This is a genomic window from Rhizobium changzhiense, from assembly GCF_013087625.1.
Taxonomy (GTDB): domain Bacteria; phylum Pseudomonadota; class Alphaproteobacteria; order Rhizobiales; family Rhizobiaceae; genus Rhizobium; species Rhizobium sophorae.
In genome coordinates this window covers 1,762,163-1,785,438 of record NZ_JABFCQ010000001.1, presented here as the reverse complement: position 1 = coordinate 1,785,438, position 23,276 = coordinate 1,762,163, and the positions used below count along the sequence as shown (strand labels likewise).

Below are 23,276 nucleotides of genomic sequence, written 5' to 3'. Positions count from 1 at the left end.
GGCACTTCGTGGAGAGAAGGTGGGAGGCTGGCACGATGACCCGTGCCGGGCTCGTTAGGGCTGCTTCCTTCCGGACCTGACCCGGTTGGCGAGTGGCTCGTCCACCACCAACCTCCCGAATGCACATATCGGCAATATCGTCATCAAAAGCAAGCCAACATGCAAAAAAACTGCTAGTCATTGGAAAAGACAGGAGGAATGCCCTTTGAACGGTTTCGTGCTCGACCCCAGGCTGGAAAATGACAGCGTCAGCATCATGGTCACCGGCCTCTGCGATCTGAGATTGTCGAAGGACGCCCGCTGGCCTTGGCTCATTCTTGTGCCGCGCCGGGCTGATATAACCGAAATCTTCGAACTGACGCCGCTCGACCAGGTGCTGCTTGCCTTCGAGACGGAGCTGGTCGCCAAGGCGCTGAAGAAGATCACCGGCGCGACAAAAATCAATGTCGGGGCTCTTGGCAACATCGTCCGCCAGCTTCATGTTCATGTCATTGCCCGCTTCGAAGGCGATGCCAACTGGCCGGGTCCCGTCTGGGGCTTCGGGCGCGCGCAGCCCTACGAAGACGGAAAGAGAGACGAATTTACAGCGAAGCTGCGGGAAGCCCTTTCATCATGAGTCATTCGCTTTTCGATTCGGATGTGCCGCATCCGGAACCCAGCAATCTCACGGCCTTTGCCGCCAACGACCTCAACCGCGATTCCGAGCATCGCGACGAACAATCCGTCGAAAAGGCGCTGGCCAAGGAAGGCACCCATATCTTCGCCTTCGCGGGAGGTAAGCTGGTGCTGAAGCATGACGGCCAGGTGCTCGATCCGCTCTTTGCCCGCTACGAGCTGCAGGAATTGCAGCCGGATTGGGACGAGACGGTGCTGCTCGGCTACCGCAAGACCGGCGAGCCGCGCCTTGCCGTTCCCGTCAGCATCGACGTCGACGACCTCACCAGCCACTACAAGCCTGCCGACGGCCGCACGCTGTTTCGCGAAATGCTGATCGACGAGGTTTTGCTCGGCGAATTCGCCCAGGCCGCAAGCCTCATCCGCTGGAATGGCGACAACCGCTTCTGCGGCCGCTGCGGCTCGGCGATGGAAATCCATATCGGCGGCTACAAACGTGTTTGCACCGCCTGCGAGCACATGATCTTTCCCCGCACCGACCCCGTCGTCATCATGCTGACGGTTGACGAGCAGCGCGACCTCTGCCTGCTCGGCCGCAGCCCGCATTTCGCGCCCGGCATGTATTCCTGTCTTGCCGGCTTCCTCGAACCCGGCGAGACGATCGAGAACGCCGTGCGCCGCGAAACGCTGGAGGAATCGGGCATCCGCACCGGCCGTATCCGATACCACGCCTCGCAGCCCTGGCCGATGCCGCATTCCCTGATGATCGGCTGTTACGCCGAGGCGAAATCCACCGAAATCAGCCGCGACGAGACCGAGCTGGAAGATTGCCGCTGGTTCACCCGCGAGGAAACGATCGAGATGCTGGAACGCCCGAGCGCGACAGGCAGGGCTTCGCCGCCGAAAGGGGCGATCGCCCACCGCCTGATGCGCGACTGGGTGGAGTGGAAGCGGTAGCGCCATGCCGATCGCCCGCTCGGAACGGCTGCTGACGCTGCTCCAGACGCTCCGGCGTTACCGGCGGCCGGTGACCGGCACGGTGCTGGCACAAGAGACCGGGGTCAGTCTGCGCACGCTCTATCGCGATATTGCCAGCCTGCAGGCCCAGGGCGCGATGATCGAAGGCGAAGCCGGCATCGGTTATGTGCTGAAGCCCGGCTTCATGCTGCCGCCGATGATGTTTTCCGAAGAAGAGCTGGAGGCATTGGTCCTCGGCTCGCGCTGGGTGGCTCGCGCCGCCGAGCCGCGCCTTGCCGGCGCCGGTGCCGACGCCTTGGCCAAGATTGCCGCCGTGCTGCCGGCCGATATGCGCGAGATGATCGATTCGGCAGCGCTTTTCGTCGGTCCCAAACGCAGGGACGAGGACAAGGCTGACGTTTCGGCCATCCGCAGGGCGATCCGCCTGGAGCGGATCCTCGAATTGCATTATGGCGACGAGCAGGGCCGTATCTCGCGCCGCCGCGTCTGGCCTTTCGGGCTCGGCTATTACGAGCATGTGCGCGTCCTCATGGCCTGGTGCGAACTGCGCCAGGATTTCCGCCATTTCCGCACCGACCGTATCATCGACATGGCTTTGCACGAGGTGCGTTATCCGCGCCGCCGCACGGTGCTCCTCAAGGAATGGCGCGAGACGCAGGACGTACCGATGGAGAACTGAACGCTGCTGCCATAAACTGTCAGCAGATGGAGTTATTATCAGTACAGTTCACCAGGAAGGAGTACTGATCATGGTAACGCCTCCAGCCATTCATTTCACCTACGACCGTTTTGCAGCCGAGTCTTTTGCCGATGTCATTTCGGCCGAGACTTTTGCCGATGTCCGCCAGTCGGCGCGCTCCGGCCTGCTGCAAGTGGTCATGAGCGTTTTCCGCTTTCGCAGGGGAGATCGCACCAGCCTCGACCTTGAAGCGACACCGGATTATCTGAAGCGCGACCTCGGCTTCATCGACGGACGCGACCCGCACTGCGAGGACCGTTTCCCGCTCTAAAGCATATCGCGCAAAAGCGCAGCGGTTTTGCGACAACGAGATGCGCGACCGCTTTAGGTCGCCCATCCTTATCAACATTCTACTCGACGAGAACGGGCGTTGCGATCGCAACGCCGTCGATCGTCTGCTGCCATGATTTGTCAGCAGACGATCTCTCGCGGCGCCATTCTTAAACAACGGGAGAACCGAAATGACCAGCCCCAATCTCATCATTCTTTACGTCAAGGACCCGGGTGAAAGCGCCAGCTTCTACCGGAATCTGCTGAACCGCGAACCGGCCGTGGAAGCGCCGAATTTCGTCGCTTTTCCGCTTGAGGGCGGTTTCACGCTCGGTCTCTGGCGGCGCAGCAAGGTCGAGCCGCAGCCCTCCGCCATCGGCAATCGCGGCGAAGTGGCGTTCATGGTCGAAGGAGAAAATGCCGTCGCCAGGCACTATGAGGACTGGCGCCAGCGCGGTCTGCCGATCGCCCAGGAACTGACCGAACTGGATTTCGGCCCGACCTTCGTCGTGCTCGATCCGGATGGGCACCGGCTCCGTGTCTGTGAGCCGGATAAATGAATTTCGGCACTCTGATTGCAGGAGTGTCTTGCAATGGTGTCGTGCCATGTAAGCCCCCCTCTGCCCTGCCGGGCATCTCCCCCACAGGTGGGGAGATCGGCTGGGCGCACCGGCTTCCCCAAACAATGAGCGTCCAGCACGGCAAAACGGTAGAGAAGCAGGAAGTTCAAAGCCACTTGTGATCTCCCCACCTGTGGGGGAGATGCCCGGCAGGGCAGAGGGGGGCGGCCGCGGCACGCCTTATCCCACCGGCTGCCTAAAGCAGCCCACGCATAGGATGGCCTCTATAGACGCCGAGGATGCGGACTTTCTCGGAAAAGAACCGCAATTCCTCCAACGCCCGGCGCACGTTCGGATCGTTCGGATGGCCTTCGATATCGGCGTAAAACTGCGTCGCCACGAATTTTCCGCCGAGCTGGTAGCTTTCCAGCTTCGTCATGTTGATGTTGTTGGTGGCAAAACCGCCGAGCGCTTTGTAGAGCGCGGCCGGAATGTTGCGGACGTTGAAGACGAAGGTGGTGACGACCTTTTCTTCCGCCGAATTCCGCTGCGCCCATTCCTCGTCGCGGGACAGGACGACGAAGCGGGTGACGTTGTTTTCCGTATCCTCGACATTTTCGGCGATGATCTCGAGCCCGTAGAGATCGGCGGCAAGACGTGGCGCCAAGGCGGCCATCGAGCGGTCGCCGGTTTCCTGCACGAGTTTCGCCGCCCCTGCCGTATCGCCGGCGATCACCGGCTTCCAGCCATTGGCGCGAACGATCTTGCGGCACTGGCCGAGCGCGTGGATATGGCTGTGCACCGTGCGGATCTCGTCCTTGGTAACACCGGGCAGCACCATCAGCTGGAAGCGGATCGGCATGAAATATTCGCCGATGATGTGCAGTCGCGACTCCGGCAGCAGATGGTGGATATCGGCGACGCGCCCGGCGATCGTGTTCTCGATCGGGATCATCCCAATATCGGCATCGCCGTTGTCGACCGCCGTGAACGCATCCTCGAAGGTCTGGCAGGGCAGCGGCTCCATGGTCGGAAACATGTCGCGGCTGGCCATGTCGGAATTGGCGCCGAATTCGCCCTGAAAGGCGATCCTGTTGGTCTTGATGTTCATGATGGTTCCGTCAGTTCGACTTTGCGGAGAGGATGCGCCGCGCTTTTTCGAGGTCGGCGGGAGTATCGACACCGAGCGGAACCGTGTCAACGATCTCGGCGTCGATGCGCATGCCGGCTTCCAGCGCCCGCAGCTGCTCCAGCGATTCGCGCCTTTCGAGCGTTGAGGGGCCGAGCGAGACGAACCGTTCGAGCGCCGCGCGCCGATAGGCATAAAGGCCGATATGATGGTAGAGCGGCCCCTGGCCGTAAGGGGCGGTTGCCCGCGTGAAGTAGAGCGCGTGCAGCCGGGCGGCGGAAATCGGCGAGCCGACGATCTTGACGATGTGCGGCGCGGTCTTGTCCTCCTCATTGTCGATTTCGGTCGTCAGCGTCCCGATATCGACCGCCTCGTTTTCGAGCGGGCGCAAGGCCGCGCGCACTGTTTCTGGATCGATCGTCGGCAGATCGCCCTGGACGTTGACGATGATTTTCGCCTTTCCGTCCGGATCGACTTTCGTCAGCGCCTCAAAGATCCGATCGGAACCCGATTGATGATCCGTGCTGGTCATGACGACCTCGAAGCCGGCAGCGGCCACGGCATCGAACACTTGGGCGTCGTCGACGGCGACGACGACGCGGCCGATGGCTGCTTCCCTGGCGCGCATCGCCACCTGCACGATCATCGGCAGGCCGCAAATATCGGCCAGCGGCTTGCCCGGAAGGCGGGTGGAGGCCATGCGCGCCGGGATCAGCACCAGCACGCCATCTAAATTTGAATCACTCATTGTTCAGGCCTTCTATTCCGGGCTGGAAAGTGTCAAAAAGTCTCATGCGCAAGACCATTTAGACAGTTGCAACGAACAGCCAAAAGACATAGGTTCCGCGCGATTTCAAGATGGTCCGGTTTATGATCTGCCGGCTGCAAGGGGAGCATTGCAGATGAATTCATACGTCAATACGGCCGTCGGGGCGCTGCTCGGAACGATTTTCGTTCTGATGTCGGTCTCTATCGCGTCCGAAGGAATCTTCCATTCCGAAGCACCGGAAAAGGAAGGTTTCGCGATCGTTGCCGAAGAGGCGTCCGCTGCTGGCGGCGAGGCTGCGCCTGCCGTTGCCGTTCCGATTGCGCAATTGCTCGCTTCTGCAGATGCCAAGGCCGGCGAGACGGTCTTCAAGAAGTGTCAGGCCTGTCATGACGCCACCAAAGGGGGGCCGAACAAGGTCGGTCCCAACCTCTTTGGTGCCGTTGATCGCCCGATCGCCTCGCATGAAGGCTTTGCCTATTCCGCTGCCATGAAGGATTTCTCCAAGGGCGGCAGCGAGAAGTGGACCTTCGAAAACCTCAACAAGTTCCTGCTGGCGCCAAAGAAGGACATTCCGGGCACCGCAATGGGTTTCGCCGGTCTGGCGAAGGATCAGGACCGCGCCAACGTTATCCTCTACCTGCACACGCTCGCCGATTCGCCGGTGCCGCTGCCGGATCCGAACGCCGCGACGCAGTAGCACGGCAGACATCGCAGGACGTTGAAGCCCGGCCCGCAAGCCGGGCTTTTTCGTTGTGAGGTAACAACATGCGTAAAGCAAAGACCTCAGGCGCCGAGGAAATAGGCCCAGAGCGAAACCGTGATGGCGCCGAGCGCCGTCGTCACGGTGATCGTCGAGGCGGCGAGGCTGTGACCGACGCCGAAGCGATTGGCGATCAGCCAGGCGTTGACGCCTGTTGGGACGGAGGAGGTCAGCACGATCGCTGCCGTCCATTCGGGGCTGAGACCGAGGAGACGGCTCGCCGCCCACACGCAGCCGGGCAGCAACAGCAGCTTGCACGCCGAGGTGACGCTGGCGATGCCGAGATTGCCTGAGACGCCGTATCTCTCCAGCGCCATGCCGAGCGATATCAGCGCCGCCGGGCCGGCAATGCCGGCGATCTGCCCGACGACCGTTGCCAGCGTTGTCGGCATGGTGAGACCGGAAAGGTGCATGGCCATGCCGGCCGCAAGGCCGATCACCAGCGGGTTGCGTACGAGATTGACTGCGATCTGGCGGAGCACGAGCAGCATGCTGCGATCACTTTTGCCGGCGATCTTGCGCTCGGCATGCTCCATCAGCACCGTGCCGGCGACCATCATCACGGGCAGATGCACGGCAAGCAGGATCGACAGCGCCACCAGCCCTTCGTCGCCGACGGTCCGTTCGACGAGCGGCAGGCCGATGAAGATATTGTTGGCGAAGGCCGAGGACACGCCGGCCAGCACGCCGATCCGTTCGTCGCGGTTAAAGAGGCGTGTGGCGGCGATATGGCCGGCCGTCCAGGTGATGGCGACCCCGGAAAAATAGACGATCCAGAGCCGGAAGGGCGAGGCGCCATGAAAATCCGCCTCGGCGATGGTGCGGAAGAGCAGAAGCGGCACGGCGATCTTGAAGACGAATTCGCTGAGCGCTTCGCCGACATTCGACGCCATCAATCCGCTGCGAACGATCACCCAGCCGATGAGAATCAGGATGAAGATGGGAAGGACGTCGAAAATGATGGCTGACATGCGGGAGGCTGCTCTGCGGGGGAGTATACGACCTCTACAGCGCCGCGTCTTTTCGCGAGGCGCAAGGGACGCTGTAGTACTTAGAATTAAGGAATTATGCAGTAGCAGCAAACGGCTTGGATTGAAAAGCCCATCGCCGCCCGATCCAGCAGCCCGGGCATCCGAAAGCAAAAAAAGCGGGCACAGCCCGCTTTTCCGCTCCGGCCTTGCCGGATATCCGGATCACGAAGCTGCCAGTTCATCCGTGGTCAACATCGCGCCGGTAAGATCGAAGGGATCATCCCTCGTGCGCCCGACTGCAACTGAAAGCTGCTCATGCCGGTCTTCTTGCGAGTATTTCTAGATATTGAAAATGACAGGGACATGACGAATAGGCGGCACTTTTGCGAAGAAATAGAGAGACCATCCACCATTTATCCTTCCAAACCGCGGAAATTTCGCTAAGACCAAACCCCGGCTATCACAAACTCCGGGACCCCCCATTTCATGACAAGATTCGATGTTCTGACAGTCGGCAACGCAATCGTGGATATCATTGCCCGTTGCGACGACCAGTTCCTCATTGACAACCAGATCACCAAGGCGGCGATGAACCTTATCGATGCCGAACGCGCCGAACTCTTGTATTCGCGCATGGGACCGGCGCTCGAAGCTTCCGGCGGCAGCGCCGGCAACACGGCGGCGGGCGTTGCCAACCTCGGGGGCAAGGCCGCCTATTTCGGCAATGTCGCCCAGGATCAACTCGGTGACATCTTCACCCACGACATCCGCGCTCAGGGCGTCCACTACCAGACCCGGCCGAAGGGCACCTTCCCGCCGACGGCGCGTTCGATGATCTTCGTCACCGAGGACGGCGAGCGTTCGATGAACACCTATCTCGGCGCTTGCGTCGAGCTCGGCCCGGAAGACGTCGAGACCGACGTCGTGGCCGACGCCAAGGTTACCTATTTCGAAGGTTATCTCTGGGATCCGCCGCGCGCCAAGGAAGCGATCCTCGATTGTGCCCGCATCGCCCATGAAAACGGCCGCGAAATGTCGATGACGCTGTCCGACAGCTTCTGCGTCGACCGCTATCGCGGCGAGTTCCTCGATCTGATGCGCTCCGGCAAGGTCGATATCGTCTTCGCCAATCGCCAGGAAGCCTTGTCGCTCTACGAGACCGACGATTTCGAGGAGGCGCTGAACAGGATCGCCGCCGATTGCAAGATCGCCGCCGTGACGATGAGCGAGAATGGTGCCGTCATCCTGAAGGGCCGTGAGCGTTTTTACGTCGATGCGATCCGGATCAAGGAAGTTGTGGACACGACGGGCGCCGGCGATCTGTTCGCCTCCGGCTTCCTCTATGGCTACACGCAGGGACGTTCTCTGGAGGATTGCGGCAAGCTCGGTTGCCTGGCTGCCGGCATCGTCATTCAGCAGATCGGCCCGCGCCCGATGACCTCGCTTTCCGAGGCCGCCAAACGGGCAGGGCTTATTTGAAGGCTTCGCCGGGATAGGCGCCCCAGATCTCCGACTGCGCCACCCAGCCCGAGGCGCCGTCGGATTCGGCGCGGCACCAGTCGCCGTTGCATTCGCCGATCGTCAGCATCACGCCGGGTTCGAGCTTGGCGACGATCGAGGCGGAGGGCTGCGCTTCGCGGCGCAGGTTGACATAGATGCCCTTGCCTTTGGTCTTCATCCACGGGGCGGCGATCGCCGCGCGCTGGCCTGACAGCAGCGACTGGTTGACCCAGCCTTCGGTGCCGTCGGCATCGCGGATGCGGCGCCAATTGTCGTATTCCTGGATGATCTCCACCGGCAGGCCGGATTTCAGGTACATCCACGACACGGCGTAATCCGTTCCCGGACCGATGCGCAGGTTGACGCGCTTGGACTTCAGCGTGACGAAACGCGGCAATGGCAGTCCGCTTGGCCCCTTGGCCGCCTGCGCATGGGCGAACTCGACGCTTCCCATGGATGCAGCCAGAGCGATGGCAAGGGCGAGGCAGGACTTTAGGACTTTGCTGCGCATGGAAGTTTCCGTTTGCTCGAATTCGCGGGCAGGCCCGGCCTGCTCGCGGTCCGGGCTCTGACATTCCCCGGCTGCACCACGAGTTTTGTTTGTCTTCGCGTGCGGGTCTGGTAGAAAATGCCCGGAATGGGAAAATTATCACCCCTCTTGGTTAAAGACCTCTGAACAAGGCACCACAGGCAGCCATGACAGCGAAGAAAAAACCGAAGGTCTACATCACCCGCAAGCTGCCGGATGCCGTCGAAACCCGGATGCGCGAACTCTTCGACGCCGAGCTGAACATCGACGACGCGCCGCGTTCCGTTCCCGAGCTGATCGCCGCAGTCAAGACCGCCGATGTGCTGGTGCCGACCGTCACCGATCGCATCGACGCAGCGTTGATCGAACAGGCGGGACCGCAGATGAAGCTGATTGCGAGCTTCTCCAACGGCACCGATCACATCGACGTCGAGGCGGCTGCGCGCAAGGGCATCACCGTCACCAACACGCCGAACGTCCTGACCGAAGACACCGCCGATATGACCATGGCGCTGATTCTCGCAGTTCCGAGAAGGCTCGGCGAAGGTGCGCGCGTACTGACCGACAAGCCGGGCGAATGGGCAGGCTGGTCTCCCACCTGGATGCTCGGCCGGCGCATTCACGGCAAGCGCATCGGAATCGTAGGCATGGGCCGCATCGGCACGGCGGTGGCCCGCCGCGCCAAGGCTTTCGGCCTGTCGATCCACTACCACAACCGCAAGCGCGTCAATCCGGCCGTCGAGGACGAGCTGGAGGCGACCTATTGGGAAAGCCTCGACCAGATGCTTGCCCGCGTCGACATCGTTTCGGTCAATTGTCCGTCGACCCCGGCGACTTTCCACCTGATCTCGGCCCGCCGTCTGGCACTGCTGCAGCCGACGGCCTATCTCGTCAACACCGCTCGCGGCGACGTGGTCGATGAAGCTGCGCTGATCAAATGCCTGAGGGAGGGCCGGATTGCCGGCGCCGGCCTCGACGTCTTCGAAAACGAGCCCGCCGTGAACCCGAAGCTCATCAAGCTCGCCAATGAGGGCAAGGTCGTGCTGCTACCGCATATGAGTTCGGCGACGATCGAAGGCCGCATCGACATGGGCGACAAGGTCATCATCAATATCCGCACCTTCATCGACGGTCACAGGCCGCCGAATCGGGTACTGCCGGGGCGTTGAAGCGCTGTAAATCAGGTGGCGTGGATCGGAGCCGCAAGGACCTTGCGCATCTCGACAAATGTCGTCCTGGCAAAGCCGGGATGCGCCTTTTCGGCGGTTCTGGAAAATCCCCAGGCGGCAAAGACGGCGTGGTTGTCGGTGAGTTCGATGCGCGTTTCCAGCCGCAAGGCGGGAAGTTCCAGCGCCACAGCGGCATCCTCGGCAATCGTCAGCAGCCGTTTGCCGAGGCCCTTGCCCTGCACCTCAGGCAGAACGGCGAGCTTGCCGACGTAGAGACAATCGGCTTCCGGCCGCAGGAAGAGGCAACCGACCAGCTTTTCGCCGTCGATGGCGACATGGCCGATCTCGGTCCCGGCCTTTTCGGCCAGTGATGCCGTCGTCAGCTTGAGCGCCGAAGATGGCGGGTCGATCCTACCATTCATGGAGGCGAAGGCGGAAAGGATCAGCGCCAGCAGTTCATCCCAGCGCGTGAAAGTCTGATCAAGCGGAACAATCCTCATCCCGCCTGTCTCTGTGTCGTACGGCGCCGTTTGTAGCGGATGGTGTCGAAGCGGGCCGAGAGCGCGTCGTAGAGCAGCAACCGCCCGACCAGCGGTTCGCCGGTGCCGGTGACGAGTTTGATCGCCTCCATCGCCATCATCGTGCCGATGACGCCGGTCAGCGCGCCGATGATGCCAGCCTCGGCGCATGCGGGAATCAATCCGGCCGGCGGCGCTTCCGGAAACAGGTCACGATATCGAGGGTTGGGCGATCCGTCCTCAGCCGTCTCATAGGGCTTGAGAACCGTCAACGAACCATCGAAACGCCCGACGGCGCCGCTGACGAGCGGGATGCGCGCTTCTTCCGCCGCATCGGCGGCGGCATAACGGGTGTCGAAATTGTCGGAGCCGTCGATCAGCAGATCGAAGCCGGAGAGCTGACGGCGGGCGGCCTCCGGGGAGAAGCGTTCCTCGAAGCGGATCAGTCGGACATGCGGATTGAGCCTGGCGATGGCGAAGGCGGCACTCTCGGTCTTCAGCTCGCCGATCGTGCCGGAATCATGGATCACCTGGCGCTGCAGGTTCGACAGCGACACCCGGTCGTCGTCGACGATACCGAGCGTGCCGACGCCGGCTGCGGCCAGATATTGCAGGACCGGCGCACCGAGACCACCGGCGCCGATCACCAGCACGCGGGCGGCTTTCAGTTTTTGCTGGCCCGCGCCGCCAATCTCGGGCAGCAGGATGTGGCGGTGATAGCGCGCGATTTCTTCCGGGCTGAGCGGTTCCATGGCGCCGATGTTATCATGACGCCCGACGCCGGGAAAAGCCGCTTCGGTCATTCGAACACCCTTCCGTCGGCCACCGTGAAAAACTGCGCCCTGTCGCCGAGTGCTGAAAACATCGCGCGGTCCGTTCCGGTCATGAAGGCCTGGCCGCCGAGCCCGTCGATAAGGTCGAATAACGCGGCGCGGCGACCCTCGTCGAGATGGGCCGCGATCTCGTCGAGCAGCAGGATCGGCGCATGGCCGGTGAGATTGCCGACGAGCCGCGCATGCGCAAGCACCAGGCCGACAAGCAGTGCTTTCTGCTCGCCGGTGGAGCAACGCTCCGCCTCCATCGCCTTTTCGCGGTGATGCACGATGAGATCGGCCCGGTGCGGCCCCTCAAGCGTGCGTCCTGCGCCGGCATCGCGGTAGCGGCTCTCCGCCAGCATCTGCGCGTAATCGTCCTCAAGGTCGACCGAGGGGCGCGAGAACTGACCGTCCATGAAGCCTGAGAGCTGCAGCGATGCCGAAGGGAAGGGCGACGTTTCGCGGGTTTCCTCGATCAGCCGGGTCAGCAGGCCGAGCATCTCCTGCCGGGCGAGCGCCATGGCGATGCCGAGGCTTGCCATCTGCTCCTCGATGCCGGCAAGCCAGGAGGGGTCGAAGCGGCCTTCATCCAGCAATTTGTTGCGGCTGCGCATGGCGCGCTCGAAATCGCTGGCGCGGCGGCCATGGGCGGGATCGAGCGACAGCACCAGCCGGTCGAGAAAGCGGCGCCGATCGGAGGAGGCGCCGGTAAAGAGGCCGTCCATCGCCGGCGTTAGCCAGAGAAGACGCAGATGGTCGGTCAGTTCGTCGGCAGTCTTTGCCGTCGTGCCATTGATGCGCAGCCTGCGGGCGGTGGTCTCCTCGCCCGTTTCGATGCCGGTGCCGATCTCGACGTCGCCCTCCATGCCGTCGAGCGCGGCGAAGATCGAAAAGCCGCCAGCCGCGCCGACGCGGGTAATATCGCCATAAGCGGCGCGGCGCAGACCGCGGCCAGGCGAAAGCAGCGAGACTGCCTCCATGAGATTGGTCTTGCCGGCGCCGTTGTCTCCCGTCAGCACGGCATGCCGACCATCAAGGGCCAGGGCCGCCGCCACATAGTTGCGGAAGTCTGTCAGCTTCAGGCGGGAAAGAGAAACCTTGTGCGGCATCGAATGTCCGGAATCGCAAAGCGTGACAGCTAAGCCGAAGCAGCGCCGATGGCAAGGCTGGCAGCTTTTTGGCCGTGGATCGCGTATCGCCGCTGCTGCCGGACGTCAGGACGCGGCGGCTGGCGCCACGCAAGGACATATACCCCAGATGATCCCGTGCCCGAAGTCCTTGTGTCCGACATCCTCCAATGAAACGGCAGCCATAATGCATTCGAAATTCGGTTGAAAATACAACCATCGGAGATGGCCTGACATCGCCAAACCGATACCGTCGACAGTCATTGCCAATGTCTTCCAGCTCCGGATATTCAGGGTTTGCCGCCATCCTCTAAGGCTACTGACGTAGCGTAAAGCCCAAAAAAAGTTGGTTGAATTTTGCAACTGCAGGGTTGAGTTATCCGATGCAGACGATATGGTAAACGGACCGTTTATGTATAAGAGAGTGATGAAGTGCCAGATCCGGTTGATATTATCGTCGGTCGCAACGTAAGACAGTTTCGCGCCCTTCGCCGTGTTTCCCAGCTCGAACTTGGCGAAGCACTCGGACTGACTTTCCAGCAGATCCAGAAATACGAAAAGGGGACGAACCGCGTTTCCGCCAGCAAGTTGCATCAGATCGCGGTTTTTCTCGACGTCGAGATCTCTGCTCTCTTCGAGGGTGCCGGCATGTCGCCCTTCGGCAGCCGTGTCGAACTCAGCCCCGACGCCTATGCGCTTGCGCTGAGCTACGACAAGCTGAACTCACCGGCAGGCAAGGAAGCGGTCAAGACCATCGTCACCCTCATGACGGGCGAAGCGGCCGAAACCGCCGCCTGATTCCACCGCAGCAATCACGGTTCCCACGGAAAAGCACGACCTATTCAAGGTCTGGATGATATCCGGACACATGCGGGTGTGCAGCGGGTATTGGGAGATGACGTGCATCAGGACAAAGATCGGAAGCAGACCGCCTGATTCAGGTTCGATGCCGCGCGCTCAGTGAATCTCGCATTCGTGCAGCGCCATCAGCAGATCGTCCTGCGTCTGGTGGCCGGCATGATAGAGGTCGATCGCGATGCTGGCGATGGAAAGGCCTTGCTGGCTGCGAAGCTTGATGTTGCGCTCGGCGCACCATGTGTAGATGGCGCCGGCGAGAACGTCGACGTCTTCGGACTGAGATGAAAAGGCTGGCGCCATGGCTGATACCCTTGGTTTGTTTGTTCCCGCTAGCGCTAAGGACGCTCTATCACTTTGATTTGGTGCATGACCCCGAAAATCGATTCCGATTCTCGGGGTCATGCACTGACGGCAGAGACTGAATTCATTTGGAAAACTTGCAAGCGGCATCATCTGGCTGCGTTAACGCAAGTCGTCGTCCCGTCCGCTGCCGTATCGATCCGGGACAGATTCGCCGGCATGGACGGCGAATGTCACAAATCAGGATTCTTAAAACAAAAAAACCGGAGACGTTTCCGTCCCCGGTTTTGTAGTGGGCGATGTCGATCGCAGCTCAGCCTTCGAAGAATTCCTTCATGCGGGCAAAGAAGCCCGTCGATTCCGGATTGTTCTCCTTGGAGGAAAGCTGCTCGAATTCCTGAAGCAGTTCGCGCTGGCGCTTGGTAAGCTTCTGCGGCGTCTCGATCTGGATCTGAATGTAGAGGTCGCCCGTCTGCACCGAACGCAGCACCGGCATGCCCTTGCCCTTGAGGCGGAACTGTTTGCCGACCTGGGTACCCTCGGGCACGGTAACGCGCGACTTGGTGCCGTCGAGCGTCGCCACGTCGAAGGTGCCGCCGAGCGCGGCCGTCGTCATCGAGATCGGAACGGCGCAATAGAGATCGGCTCCGTCGCGCTGGTAGAATTCATGCGGTTTGACGGACAGGAAGATATAGAGGTCGCCTGCCGGTCCGCCGCGGGCGCCGGCCTCGCCTTCGCCCTGCAGCCGGATGCGGGTGCCGTCCTCGATGCCGGCGGGAATATTGACCGAGAGCGAACGCTCTTCCGTCACCCGGCCCTGGCCATGGCACTTCGGGCAGGGATCGGGAATGATCTGGCCGCGGCCATGGCAGGTCGGGCAGGTCCGCTCGATCGAGAAGAAGCCCTGGGCCGCGCGCACGCGCCCCGTTCCCTGGCAGGTGCCGCAGTTCTTCGGCTGCGTACCGGGCTTGGCGCCCGAACCCGAACAGACGTCGCAGGTGATCGACGTCGGAACGCGGATCTGCGCCGTCTTGCCGGAGAAAGACTCTTCCAGCGTTATTTCCATGTTGTAGCGAAGATCGGCGCCGCGCTCGCGGCCACCCGACGAGCGCTGGCGCGCGCGCCCTCCACCCATCATCTCACCGAAGATATCCTCGAAAATGTCGGAGAAACCGCCGCCGGCAAATCCGCCGCCACCGCCGCCCATGCCGCCATGCTCGAAGGCCGCATGACCATACCGATCATAGGCCGCCCGCTTCTGCGGGTCCTTGAGCATCTCGTAGGCTTCGTTGATTTCCTTGAACTTCCGTTCGGCGTCCTTGTCATCCGGGTTCTTGTCCGGATGGTATTTCATCGCCAGTTTGCGAAAGGCGCTTTTCAGCTCTTTCTCGTCCGCCGACTTGGCTACACCCAGAGTTTCGTAAAAGTCCGCTTTTGCCATTAAGGATTAAACCCCGGAAATGGATTTCCGGCTGCCATGGTGAGCAGCCGGATCAGATGTTGAAGCATAACCACGCCGTCGCGGATTACGCGGACTTCTTGCGGTCGTCGTCCTTGATTTCCTCGTAGTCGGCATCGACGACATTGTCGCCGCCTTCCGCGGAGGCATCACCGGCAGCGCCGCCTTCGGCCTGCTGTGCTTCATAGATCGCCTGGCCGAGCTTCATCGACACTTCCATCAGCGTCTGGGTCTTGGCCTTGATGTCGTCGGCATCGGGCTCGGATGCTTCCGACGCCGTCTTCAGTGCGGCAATCGCATCCGAGATCGCGGTGCGGTCGGCCTCGGAAACCTTGTCGCCATAATCCTTCAGCGACTTTTCCGTGGAATGGATCAGGCTTTCGGCCTGGTTCCGGGCTTCGACGGCCTCGCGGCGCTTCTTGTCCTCGGTGGCATGGGCTTCGGCATCCTTCACCATCTTCTCGATGTCGGCGTCGGAAAGACCGCCGGAGGCCTGGATGCGGATCTGCTGTTCCTTGCCGGTGCCCTTGTCCTTGGCCGAAACCTGAACGATGCCGTTGGCGTCGATGTCGAAAGTGACTTCGATCTGCGGCATGCCGCGCGGCGATGGCGGCAGACCGACGAGGTCGAACTGGCCGAGCAGCTTGTTGTCGGCAGCCATTTCACGCTCGCCCTGCGAAACGCGGATGGTCACGGCCTGCTGGTTGTCTTCGGCGGTCGAAAACGTCTGGCTCTTCTTCGTCGGGATCGTCGTGTTGCGTTCGATCAGGCGGGTGAAGACACCGCCGAGTGTCTCGATGCCGAGCGACAGCGGCGTCACGTCGAGGAGCAGGACGTCCTTGACGTCGCCCTGCAGAACGCCGGCCTGGATGGCGGCGCCAAGGGCCACCACTTCATCCGGGTTGACGCCCTTATGCGGCTCCTTGCCGAACAGCTGCTTGACGACTTCCTGTACCTTCGGCATGCGGCTCATGCCGCCGACGAGAACCACTTCGTCGATTTCGGCAGCGGTGACGCCGGCATCCTTGAGCGCTGCCTTGCATGGCGCGATCGTGCGCTGGACGAGATCGTCGACCAGGCTTTCGAGCTTGGCGCGGGTCAGCTTCAGCGTCAGATGCTTCGGGCCGGAGGCGTCGGCCGTGATGAACGGCAGGTTGATTTCGGTCTGCTGCGAGGACGAAAGCTCGATCTTTGCCTTTTCCGCAGCTTCCTTGAGGCGCTGCAGGGCAAGCTTGTCGTTCTTCAGGTCGATGCCGTTGTCTCTCTTGAACTCGCCGACGAGATATTCGACGAGACGCATGTCGAAGTCTTCACCGCCGAGGAAGGTATCGCCGTTGGTGGACTTCACTTCGAAGACGCCGTCACCGATCTCGAGGATCGAAATATCGAAGGTGCCGCCGCCAAGGTCGTAGACGGCAATCGTCTTGCCTTCTTTCTTGTCGAGACCGTAAGCCAGCGCTGCCGCAGTCGGCTCGTTGATGATGCGCAGGACTTCAAGACCGGCGATGCGGCCGGCATCCTTGGTTGCCTGGCGCTGCGCGTCGTTGAAGTAGGCGGGAACGGTGATGACGGCCTTCTCGACCTTTTCGCCGAGATAGGATTCGGCGGTTTCCTTCATCTTCTGAAGGATCATCGCGGAAATCTGTGCGGGCGAGTAGCCCTTGCCATTGGCTTCGACCCAGGCGTCGCCATTGTCGCCCTTGACGATCGAGAAAGGAACGAGGTGCTTGTCCTTCTCGACGGTCGGATCTTCGTAGCGGCGGCCGATCAGGCGCTTGACTGCAAAGAGCGTATTCGTCGGGTTGGTGACTGCCTGGCGCTTGGCCGGCTGGCCGACGAGGCGTTCGCCATCATCGGAAAATGCCACCATGGAAGGGGTCGTACGCGCACCTTCCGCATTCTCGATAACCTTCGCGTCCTTGCCGTCCATGACTGCGACGCAGGAATTCGTCGTTCCAAGGTCGATACCAATTACTTTTGCCATGTCATTCTCTCCTTGAAGCAAGCTGTCGGAACCCCGAGAAGGCATTTCCCTGACAGCCCCTTACGGGATGGGTCTACTTAAGATTACGCAATCGTGATTGCGGTGATGCGGCGTATATAAGGAGCGGTTTTCTGGACTGCAAGGCGAGAAATGGCCCGGAATCCAGCAAAACGAATGTGTTGCATTCAATTTTTACAGTCGCCGGGAAAGAGCTCGCCCCATGTCCGGAAAGCGGCCGTTTTTTGGGGCATGTCGCACAAAACTGCGCAGCCGTTTTGCGACGACGACATGGGTAAAACGAAGACCTGAAGCGCGAGGTGCGACTCTGAAAGATCGCGATGCGCTTTAGAGCATCGGGCTTGTGTTGGACATGCTGCAAAGATCTCACTGGCCCATGATCAGATCGAGCAGCGTCGTGCGCCGCGGCTGGACGGAAGAGGTTGTCTGCGCACCCCCGACATCGCCGGGTGGCACCACGCCCTCATAGCCCGAACCGCCGCCTTCGGCAATGTTTGCGGGCGGAACCGGGCCGTTGCCGGAGCTTGCCGCCTGCTGCCGGACAGGCGCTTGCGGATAGCGGTTTGCATTGTCGTCGCCGCCGAAGACGCCGGAAATGATACCGCCGATCGTCGAAGGCGGCGCCTCGGCCGTCATCGGTTGCCCGCTGCCCAACTGCCCATCGCCTGCTTGTCCATCACCAGGGGCTGCCTCAGCCATCGGCTGACCATTGTTCGGATCGGCGATCAACTGGCCGTTGCCGAAGAGCGGTGCCGGCGAAAGACCCTTGTGGGCAGCGATCATGAATTCCTTCCAGGCCTTGGCGGGCAAGCCGCCGCCGGTCACCTTCTTCATAGGCTTGCCGTCGTCATTGCCGAACCAGACCCCGGTGGTCAGGTTGCTGGTGAAGCCGACGAACAGTGCGTCGCGCGAATTCTGCGTGGTGCCGGTCTTTCCGGCCGCCTGCCAGCCGGGGATCTTGGCGCTCTTGCCGGTGCCGTTGTCGATGACGCCCATCATCATCGCATCCATCTGGGCGACGATCTGCTCGGAGAGCACGCGCGGCGGGCTGTCATAGGTATTTTCGTAGAGAACCTTGCCTTCGGCTGTCGTCACCCGGCGGATGACGTGCGGCGTCGCTTTGTAGCCGCCGTTCATGAAGGCGGCATAGGAGGCGGTGAGCTCCATCAGCGACACCTCGGACGTGCCGAGCGCGATCGAGGCGTTCGGCTGCAGCTCGCTTTCGATGCCGAGCCGGTGGGCAAGCTTGATCACCTGATCCGGCCCATCATACATCACCAGCTGGGCGGCCACCGTGTTCAGCGACTTGGCAAGCGCGGTCGCCAGCGTCACTTCGCCATTGTATTTTTTCTCGTAATTTTCGGGCGTCCAGTCGCCGATCCGGATCGGCGCGTCGTTGAACACCGAAAAAGGCGTCAGCCCCTTCTCGAGTGCTGCCGCATAGACGAAGGGCTTGAACGAGGAACCCGGCTGGCGTTTGGCCTTGACGGCGCGGTTGAACTGGCTCGTCGCATAGTCCCTGCCGCCGACGAGCGCCCGGATCGCGCCGGTGCCGTCGATCGAGACGAGGGCCGCCTGCGAGGCGTCGACCTTGCCGCCCTCCTTGTCGAGCACGTCGACCAGCGATTGCTCTGCCTTCTTTTCCAGCGACTTGTCGATCGTTGTATCGACGATGACGTCTTCCTTGACGTCGCCGATCAGCCCCGGCAGCTCGTCCATCACCATGTCGGCGACATAGTGCCCGGCGCCGGACCAGTAGCTCTTGGCCGAAGCCGGGGTCTGCGACATCGCCGTCTTGACCTCGGAATCGGTGATGAAGCCCTGTTCGCGCATCGCCGCGAGCACGAGCTGGGCGCGTGCATTCGCAGCTTCCGCATCGCGGGCCGGCGAAAGCCGCGACGGCGCCTTGAGCAGGCCGGCCAGCACCGCGGCCTCGCCGAGGTTCACGTCACGCGCCGATTTGTTGAAGTAGCGGCGTGAGGCTGCCTCGACGCCATAGGCGTTCGATCCGAAGAACACCCGGTTGAGATACATGGCAAGGATCTGGTCCTTGGTGTATTTCTGCTCCAGCCAGAGCGACAGCAGCACCTCCTGCACCTTGCGTTCCAGCGTTCTCTCGGGGGAGAGGAAGAGGTTCTTGGCAAGCTGCTGCGTCAGCGTCGAGCCACCCTGGACCATGTGGCCAGCCGTGAGATTGGTCACGATCGCCCGGCCGAGGCCGAGCGGATCGACGCCGAAATGCGAATAGAAACGCCGATCCTCGATGGCGATGACGGCTTCCGGAATATAGGGCGACATGTTTTCGAGCGACAGCGCCTCGCCGCCGGTGGCGCCGCGATTGGCGATGACGCTGCCGTCGACGGCGGTGATCTTGACGTTCGGCGGTCGCTCCGGGATCGCCCATGTGCTGGCGCTCGGCATGCGCGACCCATAATAGACCACAAGCCCGGCAACGCCGATGCCGGCCCAGATGAAAAGCACGACGCACCAGTAGACCATGCGGCGCATAAAGCCGAAAAACCCGCCGCCTTCACGCTCCCGCGGCTCGCGCCGCCGCCGGGGGGCGGCGCGCTGCTGCGGGGGTTTCGAGCCACCGCGGCGCGGAGATCGGCCTCCGGCGATGCGATCGTCGGCATCGAGCGAGAATTCGTCATCGTCGCGTGCCGGGCGGCCGCTGAAGGACGGTTCTATTCTGTTGCCTGATCTGCCTCTACCTGCCATCGCGGACCGGTCACACCCCATGTTCGATCGCGAAGCCAACTTCGCATAACGGTGCCCTTCTCCAGCGCCGCGCGTCTTTCAGACGCGCAAAGGACGCTGGAGCACTTTGAGTGCCGCCGTGATCATCCGACTGAACTGTAAATGCGGCGATTTAACGGGGTGTTAATAATGGAAAGCAAAGCAGATCGCGCCGGGCGACAGCACTGGCCTTCAGAACTGCCGGGCCTCGTAGTCGTCGAGCGTTTCCGGGTCCTGCTTATACTCCCACTCGCCCAGATGAAAGCGCCGCCAGATCTGGCCGGAAGGGTTAAGGCTCGCCCCATCGGTAAGGCGTACAGGGAGGATCGGATTGTGTTTATGCCAAACGGTAACGTCTATAGCGGCTGCCCGAGGGGCGAAAAGCCCGAGGAAAGCCAGGTAGTCTTGCGTCATCAGGGTCCAGCCTCGAACGGATTAAGATCAATCCGCAACTTCACAAAACTGCAATAAACAATCCCGCAAGACAAGAGCCTCGCGATGGCGCCTCACATCAAATTGTCGGGACCGCATTCGTGGATCGATGCTTCCCCTGCGGCTCCGGTCCTGCTCTCGCCGGCTAAGCGGCACGCCTCATGAACGAAGACCTGAAATGCCTCACGTGAATCACGCGCGATACGACGCATTTTACAGCGCCGCGCGTCTTTTCGAGAGGCGCAAATTAAGGCCGTAACACATTGAATCGCTGCATAGTTTTTCCTCAAATCGATTCTGCTTCAAGGAATTATGCAGCAGGCGGAACCAATAGGCTTCGCGATTGTTTATGAAGAAGCGGGACAGCCCCTCACGTCCCGCGAATGATCGGCCGTCTCCCCTCAACGCGTGCCGATCGACATCAGGCCCGGTGCATCCCTCCCAAGGGAGCGCCGGGCTTTTTCTTGGGTGTTTTCCCTTGGCTTCAAGCCTCTGAAGAGGACGGCGCTACGTCCCCTTTCCGTTTCATTCGTCGCAGGAGGGATCACCGGGGCGGCAATCAAAATTCCTGCGGTCCGGCCTGCGATCATCGCCTCTCCGGTCGTCCCTCTGCCGTTCACCTCTTTGCCGATCGTCCCTTTGCCGATCGTCCCTTTGATTGTCGTCGCGCCAGTTACGATCGCGGTCGCGCCCATCTCGGTCGCCATCCCGCTCGCGCCAGTTACGGTCGCGATCCCGGTTATCCCGATCGCGGTCGCGATCCCGATTGTCGCGGTCGCGGTAGTAATAATCCGGGCCGCGGCTCCAGCGGTCACGGTCGCGATAGAAATCACGGTTGCGGTAATAGCGGTCCCAATAATTGTCGACGCTGAAGCGAATCATCGGAATGCCGAGCGGACGGTAATATTGCGGGCCGACATAGACGCGGCGCTGCTGGTAGAGGGCCTGGACATACTGGCCGGAAACCCAGCCGCGGCCCCCGTAGAATTCGACGTCGCACCAATTGACGTCGGAAAGGCATCCGCGGATCTCGACGGAAGAACCGGCCGGGATGACCGCGACGGCAGGATATCGGGTGCTCGGACCGGCACGCATATTGACGTTCGCCGTCGAGTAGCCCTCGGCAGCCTGCGTTATGGCGGGAACCAGCATAAGCATGCCGGCGGCCGCGATTTTAACAAAGAGATTTTTCACGCTTCTCAGTCCTTGTTGGCACGTTTTTCAGGCGGCGCTTGGCCGCGTTTCCTTGGCATATGCCATTGAAACAAAGGTAGAGCGATCGCCCAGCTGTGTCAGGGCGTTATCATTCGTCTTATCTTTCAATGGCTTATATGTCGCTCGCGATGAACGCAGCTTGAACGGCGAAATGTCTGACAGCCCCTTGGAGCCGCAAGTGGTGTTTCCAGTTCTGTTAACGGTTCGTTAACCTTTCGGCGGCAATCTCGTTGCAATACCCGCTTGCTCCTTGACCACGGATGAACTGGCACTGAGGTGAGCGGATGACGAAAGGCCGGGTCGAACCGGCCTTTTTGTTCTTGCGATTTTGCTAGAGCGCCGCGCGTCCTTTCGATGCGATAGGCACGCCGGCATGCAAGGCGAGCCACGTCCGTTCAGGCAGCGAGCGCCTGAAGAATCCGCACCCAGGAGCGGATGCCCTTGTGGTAGGAGACGAGCTCGTATTTCTCGTTCGGCGAGTGGATGCGATCGTCGCTGAGGCCGAAGCCGACGAGCAACGATTCCATGCCGAGCATCTTCTGGAAATCTCCGACGATCGGGATCGACCCACCCATGCCGATGACGATGGCGGGTTTCGGCCACTCGTCGGAAAGCGCGTTCTTCGCCTTGGTGAGAACAGGCGAATCATAGGAAAGATGAATCGCCGGCGAGCCGCCATGCGGATGGAACTCGACCGAGCAATCAGCGGGAATCTTCGCACTGATATAGCTGCGGAAGGCCTCGCGAATGGCGGCCGGATCCTGCGTTCCGACGAGTCGGAACGAAACCTTCGCCGAAGCCTTGGCGGCGATCACCGTCTTGAAGCCTTCGCCGGTATATCCGCCCCAGATGCCGTTGATTTCTGCAGTCGGCCGCGCCCAGGTCAGCTCCAGCACCGAACGGCCCTTTTCGCCGGACGGAATGGAAAGGCCGACCTCGCCGAGGAATCTTTCCGCGGTCTTCCCCAGCGTTTCCCAGGACGTCTTGATGTTGTCGGGCGTTTCCTCGACGCCGTCGTAGAATCCGTCGAGCGTAATGCGGCCCGTCTCGTCATGCAGGCCGGCAAGAGCCTCGACGAGAATATGAATCGGATTTGCTGCCGCACCCCCGAAAAGACCGGAATGCAGGTCGCGGTCGGCGGCGGTAACGACCACCTCCTCGCCGACAAGGCCGCGCAGCGCTGCGGCGATCGCCGGCGTGTCGCGGTCCCACATGCCGGTATCGCAGACCAGCGCATAATCGGCCTTGAGTTCGGCGGCATTGGCTTCGAGGAAGGGCTTCAGGGATGGCGAGCCGGATTCCTCCTCGCCCTCGAAGAGAATGGTGATGCGGCAGGGAAGCGCGCCGTTGATCTCCTTATAGGCGCGGCAAGCCTCGACGAAGGTCATCAACTGGCCCTTGTCGTCGGAGGTGCCGCGGCCGGTCAGGATCTTGCGGCCCTCGCCGACATCCTTGATCGATGGTTCGAACGGGTCGTTTTCCCAGAGCTCGATCGGATCGACCGGCTGAACGTCGTAATGGCCGTAGAAGAGAACATGCGGCGCATCGGCGGAAGCGCCGGCATGGTGGGCGACCACCATCGGATGGCCGGGCGTGTCTCGGACCGAGGCTGTAAAGCCGAGCCCTTCAAGATAGGCGACGAGCCATTCTGCGGCCTTTCGGCATTCGGCTTTAAAGGCGGGATCGGTGGAAATCGACTGGATGCGCAGAAGTTCGAACAGCTTGTCGAGGCTCGAGGGAAGATTTTGGTCCGCGCGCGCAAGCACCTGATTGATATCGGTCATTTTCGACTCCTTTTGAAATTCGGCCGGACGATAGACCA

23 protein-coding genes and 1 other RNA gene are annotated in these 23,276 nt (G+C 61.4%); 9 read left to right on the top strand and 15 right to left on the bottom strand.

Annotated features, from left to right (window positions below; translation table 11 throughout):
* Positions 1–19 precede the first annotated feature (19 nt).
* Positions 20–116, bottom strand: an RNA gene (gene ffs, locus G9X68_RS08985) — signal recognition particle sRNA small type.
* A gap of 89 nt (positions 117–205) precedes the next feature.
* Here ffs and G9X68_RS08980 point away from each other — a divergent pair.
* The 5 genes from G9X68_RS08980 (at position 206) to G9X68_RS08960 (ending at position 3,162) form a co-directional block, all read left to right on the top strand.
* The gene (locus G9X68_RS08980; protein WP_168312083.1) at positions 206–616 is read left to right on the top strand and encodes an HIT domain-containing protein; all 411 of its coding nucleotides are present in this window, start codon (positions 206–208) and stop codon (positions 614–616) included.
* Positions 613–1,572, top strand: coding sequence for an NAD(+) diphosphatase (gene nudC / locus G9X68_RS08975; RefSeq protein WP_171602065.1), 960 nt, complete (start codon positions 613–615; stop codon positions 1,570–1,572). Before G9X68_RS08980 ends, nudC begins: the two co-directional genes overlap by 4 nt.
* Positions 1,573–1,576: 4 nt before the next feature.
* Positions 1,577–2,272, top strand: a complete 696-nt coding sequence (locus G9X68_RS08970; protein WP_168268189.1) for a helix-turn-helix transcriptional regulator — start codon at positions 1,577–1,579, stop codon at positions 2,270–2,272.
* Between the two features lie 70 nt (positions 2,273–2,342).
* Positions 2,343–2,603, top strand: coding sequence for a hypothetical protein (locus tag G9X68_RS08965; protein ID WP_171602064.1), 261 nt, complete (start codon positions 2,343–2,345; stop codon positions 2,601–2,603).
* 190 nt (positions 2,604–2,793) lie between these two features.
* Positions 2,794–3,162: a VOC family protein gene (locus tag G9X68_RS08960; protein ID WP_003555800.1), complete on the top strand. Its 369-nt coding sequence runs from the start codon at positions 2,794–2,796 to the stop codon at positions 3,160–3,162.
* A 256-nt stretch (positions 3,163–3,418) separates the two neighbouring features.
* Here the strand turns inward: G9X68_RS08960 and G9X68_RS08955 are convergent, their stop codons facing one another.
* Together G9X68_RS08955 and G9X68_RS08950 are read right to left on the bottom strand one after the other, a co-directional pair.
* Positions 3,419–4,273, bottom strand: coding sequence for a prephenate dehydratase (locus G9X68_RS08955; protein ID WP_171602063.1), 855 nt, complete (start codon positions 4,271–4,273; stop codon positions 3,419–3,421).
* Between the two features lie 10 nt (positions 4,274–4,283).
* A complete protein-coding gene (locus G9X68_RS08950) occupies positions 4,284–5,039 on the bottom strand; it encodes a 3-deoxy-manno-octulosonate cytidylyltransferase (RefSeq protein WP_171602062.1) in 756 nt (251 codons plus the stop codon).
* A gap of 154 nt (positions 5,040–5,193) precedes the next feature.
* Between G9X68_RS08950 and G9X68_RS08945 the strand changes: the two genes are divergently transcribed.
* The gene (locus tag G9X68_RS08945) at positions 5,194–5,757 is read left to right on the top strand and encodes a c-type cytochrome (protein ID WP_171602186.1); all 564 of its coding nucleotides are present in this window, start codon (positions 5,194–5,196) and stop codon (positions 5,755–5,757) included.
* A gap of 86 nt (positions 5,758–5,843) precedes the next feature.
* Here G9X68_RS08945 and G9X68_RS08940 read toward each other — a convergent pair whose 3' ends face one another.
* Positions 5,844–6,791 (bottom strand): AEC family transporter, encoded by a 948-nt coding sequence (locus tag G9X68_RS08940; RefSeq protein ID WP_171602061.1) that lies wholly within the window; start codon positions 6,789–6,791, stop codon positions 5,844–5,846.
* A gap of 486 nt (positions 6,792–7,277) precedes the next feature.
* On the opposite strand from G9X68_RS08940, the gene G9X68_RS08935 reads away from it, so the two are divergent.
* A complete protein-coding gene (locus G9X68_RS08935) occupies positions 7,278–8,270 on the top strand; it encodes an adenosine kinase (protein WP_171602060.1) in 993 nt (330 codons plus the stop codon).
* Here the strand turns inward: G9X68_RS08935 and G9X68_RS08930 are convergent.
* Positions 8,263–8,802 carry an SH3 domain-containing protein gene (locus G9X68_RS08930; RefSeq protein ID WP_011649962.1) on the bottom strand — a complete coding sequence of 180 codons (540 nt, stop codon included), beginning with the start codon at positions 8,800–8,802 and terminating at the stop codon, positions 8,263–8,265. The genes G9X68_RS08935 and G9X68_RS08930 overlap by 8 nt on opposite strands.
* A 185-nt stretch (positions 8,803–8,987) precedes the next feature.
* On the opposite strand from G9X68_RS08930, the gene G9X68_RS08925 reads away from it, so the two are divergent.
* The gene (locus G9X68_RS08925) at positions 8,988–9,989 is read left to right on the top strand and encodes a 2-hydroxyacid dehydrogenase (protein ID WP_064653534.1); all 1,002 of its coding nucleotides are present in this window, start codon (positions 8,988–8,990) and stop codon (positions 9,987–9,989) included.
* A gap of 11 nt (positions 9,990–10,000) precedes the next feature.
* On the opposite strand, the gene G9X68_RS08920 is transcribed toward G9X68_RS08925, so the two are convergent.
* Genes G9X68_RS08920 through recF form a run of 3 tightly spaced genes read right to left on the bottom strand, consistent with a single transcriptional unit; the run spans position 10,001 to position 12,431 of the window.
* Positions 10,001–10,489, bottom strand: a complete 489-nt coding sequence (locus G9X68_RS08920) for a GNAT family N-acetyltransferase (protein ID WP_171602059.1) — start codon at positions 10,487–10,489, stop codon at positions 10,001–10,003.
* The gene (locus G9X68_RS08915; RefSeq protein WP_171602058.1) at positions 10,486–11,310 is read right to left on the bottom strand and encodes a molybdopterin-synthase adenylyltransferase MoeB; all 825 of its coding nucleotides are present in this window, start codon (positions 11,308–11,310) and stop codon (positions 10,486–10,488) included. Before G9X68_RS08915 ends, G9X68_RS08920 begins: the two co-directional genes overlap by 4 nt.
* Complete coding sequence (recF, locus tag G9X68_RS08910; RefSeq protein WP_171602057.1) at positions 11,307–12,431, bottom strand: DNA replication/repair protein RecF; 1,125 nt, start codon at positions 12,429–12,431, stop codon at positions 11,307–11,309. The genes G9X68_RS08915 and recF overlap by 4 nt, the downstream gene beginning before the upstream one ends.
* A 450-nt stretch (positions 12,432–12,881) precedes the next feature.
* Here recF and G9X68_RS08905 point away from each other — a divergent pair, with 450 nt between their 5' ends.
* On the top strand, positions 12,882–13,247 hold the full coding sequence (locus G9X68_RS08905) for a helix-turn-helix domain-containing protein (RefSeq protein WP_129422289.1): 366 nt from the start codon (positions 12,882–12,884) through the stop codon (positions 13,245–13,247).
* A 159-nt stretch (positions 13,248–13,406) separates the two neighbouring features.
* Here the strand turns inward: G9X68_RS08905 and G9X68_RS08900 are convergent, their stop codons facing one another.
* The 7 genes from G9X68_RS08900 to G9X68_RS08870 form a co-directional block, all read right to left on the bottom strand.
* Entirely contained in the window at positions 13,407–13,607 is a 201-nt protein-coding gene (locus G9X68_RS08900) for a hypothetical protein (protein WP_003544370.1), read from the bottom strand.
* A gap of 313 nt (positions 13,608–13,920) precedes the next feature.
* Positions 13,921–15,048, bottom strand: coding sequence for a molecular chaperone DnaJ (dnaJ, locus tag G9X68_RS08895; protein ID WP_011649969.1), 1,128 nt, complete (start codon positions 15,046–15,048; stop codon positions 13,921–13,923).
* 85 nt (positions 15,049–15,133) lie between these two features.
* Positions 15,134–17,050 (bottom strand): molecular chaperone DnaK, encoded by a 1,917-nt coding sequence (gene dnaK, locus G9X68_RS08890; protein ID WP_171602056.1) that lies wholly within the window; start codon positions 17,048–17,050, stop codon positions 15,134–15,136.
* 384 nt (positions 17,051–17,434) lie between these two features.
* The gene (locus G9X68_RS08885; protein ID WP_171602055.1) at positions 17,435–19,789 is read right to left on the bottom strand and encodes a transglycosylase domain-containing protein; all 2,355 of its coding nucleotides are present in this window, start codon (positions 19,787–19,789) and stop codon (positions 17,435–17,437) included.
* 210 nt (positions 19,790–19,999) lie between these two features.
* On the bottom strand, positions 20,000–20,221 hold the full coding sequence (locus G9X68_RS08880) for a hypothetical protein (RefSeq protein WP_171602054.1): 222 nt from the start codon (positions 20,219–20,221) through the stop codon (positions 20,000–20,002).
* A gap of 543 nt (positions 20,222–20,764) precedes the next feature.
* Complete coding sequence (locus G9X68_RS08875) at positions 20,765–21,433, bottom strand: SH3 domain-containing protein (RefSeq protein ID WP_171602053.1); 669 nt, start codon at positions 21,431–21,433, stop codon at positions 20,765–20,767.
* Between the two features lie 416 nt (positions 21,434–21,849).
* The gene (locus G9X68_RS08870) at positions 21,850–23,238 is read right to left on the bottom strand and encodes a dipeptidase (RefSeq protein ID WP_171602052.1); all 1,389 of its coding nucleotides are present in this window, start codon (positions 23,236–23,238) and stop codon (positions 21,850–21,852) included.
* Positions 23,239–23,276: the final 38 nt, after the last annotated feature.

Bases quoted from the DNA above. Each gene is read 5' to 3' on its own strand.
- G9X68_RS08960 (WP_003555800.1), top strand. From the start codon at position 2,794: ATGACCAGCCCCAATCTCATCATTCTTTACGTCAAGGACCCGGGTGAA.
- dnaJ (WP_011649969.1), bottom strand. From the start codon at position 15,048: ATGGCAAAAGCGGACTTTTACGAAACTCTGGGTGTAGCCAAGTCGGCG.
- dnaK (WP_171602056.1), bottom strand. From the start codon at position 17,050: ATGGCAAAAGTAATTGGTATCGACCTTGGAACGACGAATTCCTGCGTC.
- G9X68_RS08955 (WP_171602063.1), bottom strand. From the start codon at position 4,273: ATGAACATCAAGACCAACAGGATCGCCTTTCAGGGCGAATTCGGCGCC.
- G9X68_RS08940 (WP_171602061.1), bottom strand. From the start codon at position 6,791: ATGTCAGCCATCATTTTCGACGTCCTTCCCATCTTCATCCTGATTCTC.
- G9X68_RS08950 (WP_171602062.1), bottom strand. From the start codon at position 5,039: ATGAGTGATTCAAATTTAGATGGCGTGCTGGTGCTGATCCCGGCGCGC.
- G9X68_RS08915 (WP_171602058.1), bottom strand. From the start codon at position 11,310: ATGACCGAAGCGGCTTTTCCCGGCGTCGGGCGTCATGATAACATCGGC.
- G9X68_RS08870 (WP_171602052.1), bottom strand. From the start codon at position 23,238: ATGACCGATATCAATCAGGTGCTTGCGCGCGCGGACCAAAATCTTCCC.
- G9X68_RS08900 (WP_003544370.1), bottom strand. From the start codon at position 13,607: ATGGCGCCAGCCTTTTCATCTCAGTCCGAAGACGTCGACGTTCTCGCC.
- G9X68_RS08920 (WP_171602059.1), bottom strand. From the start codon at position 10,489: ATGAGGATTGTTCCGCTTGATCAGACTTTCACGCGCTGGGATGAACTG.
- G9X68_RS08935 (WP_171602060.1), top strand. From the start codon at position 7,278: ATGACAAGATTCGATGTTCTGACAGTCGGCAACGCAATCGTGGATATC.
- G9X68_RS08945 (WP_171602186.1), top strand. From the start codon at position 5,194: ATGAATTCATACGTCAATACGGCCGTCGGGGCGCTGCTCGGAACGATT.
- G9X68_RS08880 (WP_171602054.1), bottom strand. From the start codon at position 20,221: ATGACGCAAGACTACCTGGCTTTCCTCGGGCTTTTCGCCCCTCGGGCA.
- nudC (WP_171602065.1), top strand. From the start codon at position 613: ATGAGTCATTCGCTTTTCGATTCGGATGTGCCGCATCCGGAACCCAGC.
- G9X68_RS08930 (WP_011649962.1), bottom strand. From the start codon at position 8,802: ATGCGCAGCAAAGTCCTAAAGTCCTGCCTCGCCCTTGCCATCGCTCTG.
- G9X68_RS08970 (WP_168268189.1), top strand. From the start codon at position 1,577: ATGCCGATCGCCCGCTCGGAACGGCTGCTGACGCTGCTCCAGACGCTC.
- G9X68_RS08885 (WP_171602055.1), bottom strand. From the start codon at position 19,789: ATGGCAGGTAGAGGCAGATCAGGCAACAGAATAGAACCGTCCTTCAGC.
- G9X68_RS08965 (WP_171602064.1), top strand. From the start codon at position 2,343: ATGGTAACGCCTCCAGCCATTCATTTCACCTACGACCGTTTTGCAGCC.
- G9X68_RS08925 (WP_064653534.1), top strand. From the start codon at position 8,988: ATGACAGCGAAGAAAAAACCGAAGGTCTACATCACCCGCAAGCTGCCG.
- recF (WP_171602057.1), bottom strand. From the start codon at position 12,431: ATGCCGCACAAGGTTTCTCTTTCCCGCCTGAAGCTGACAGACTTCCGC.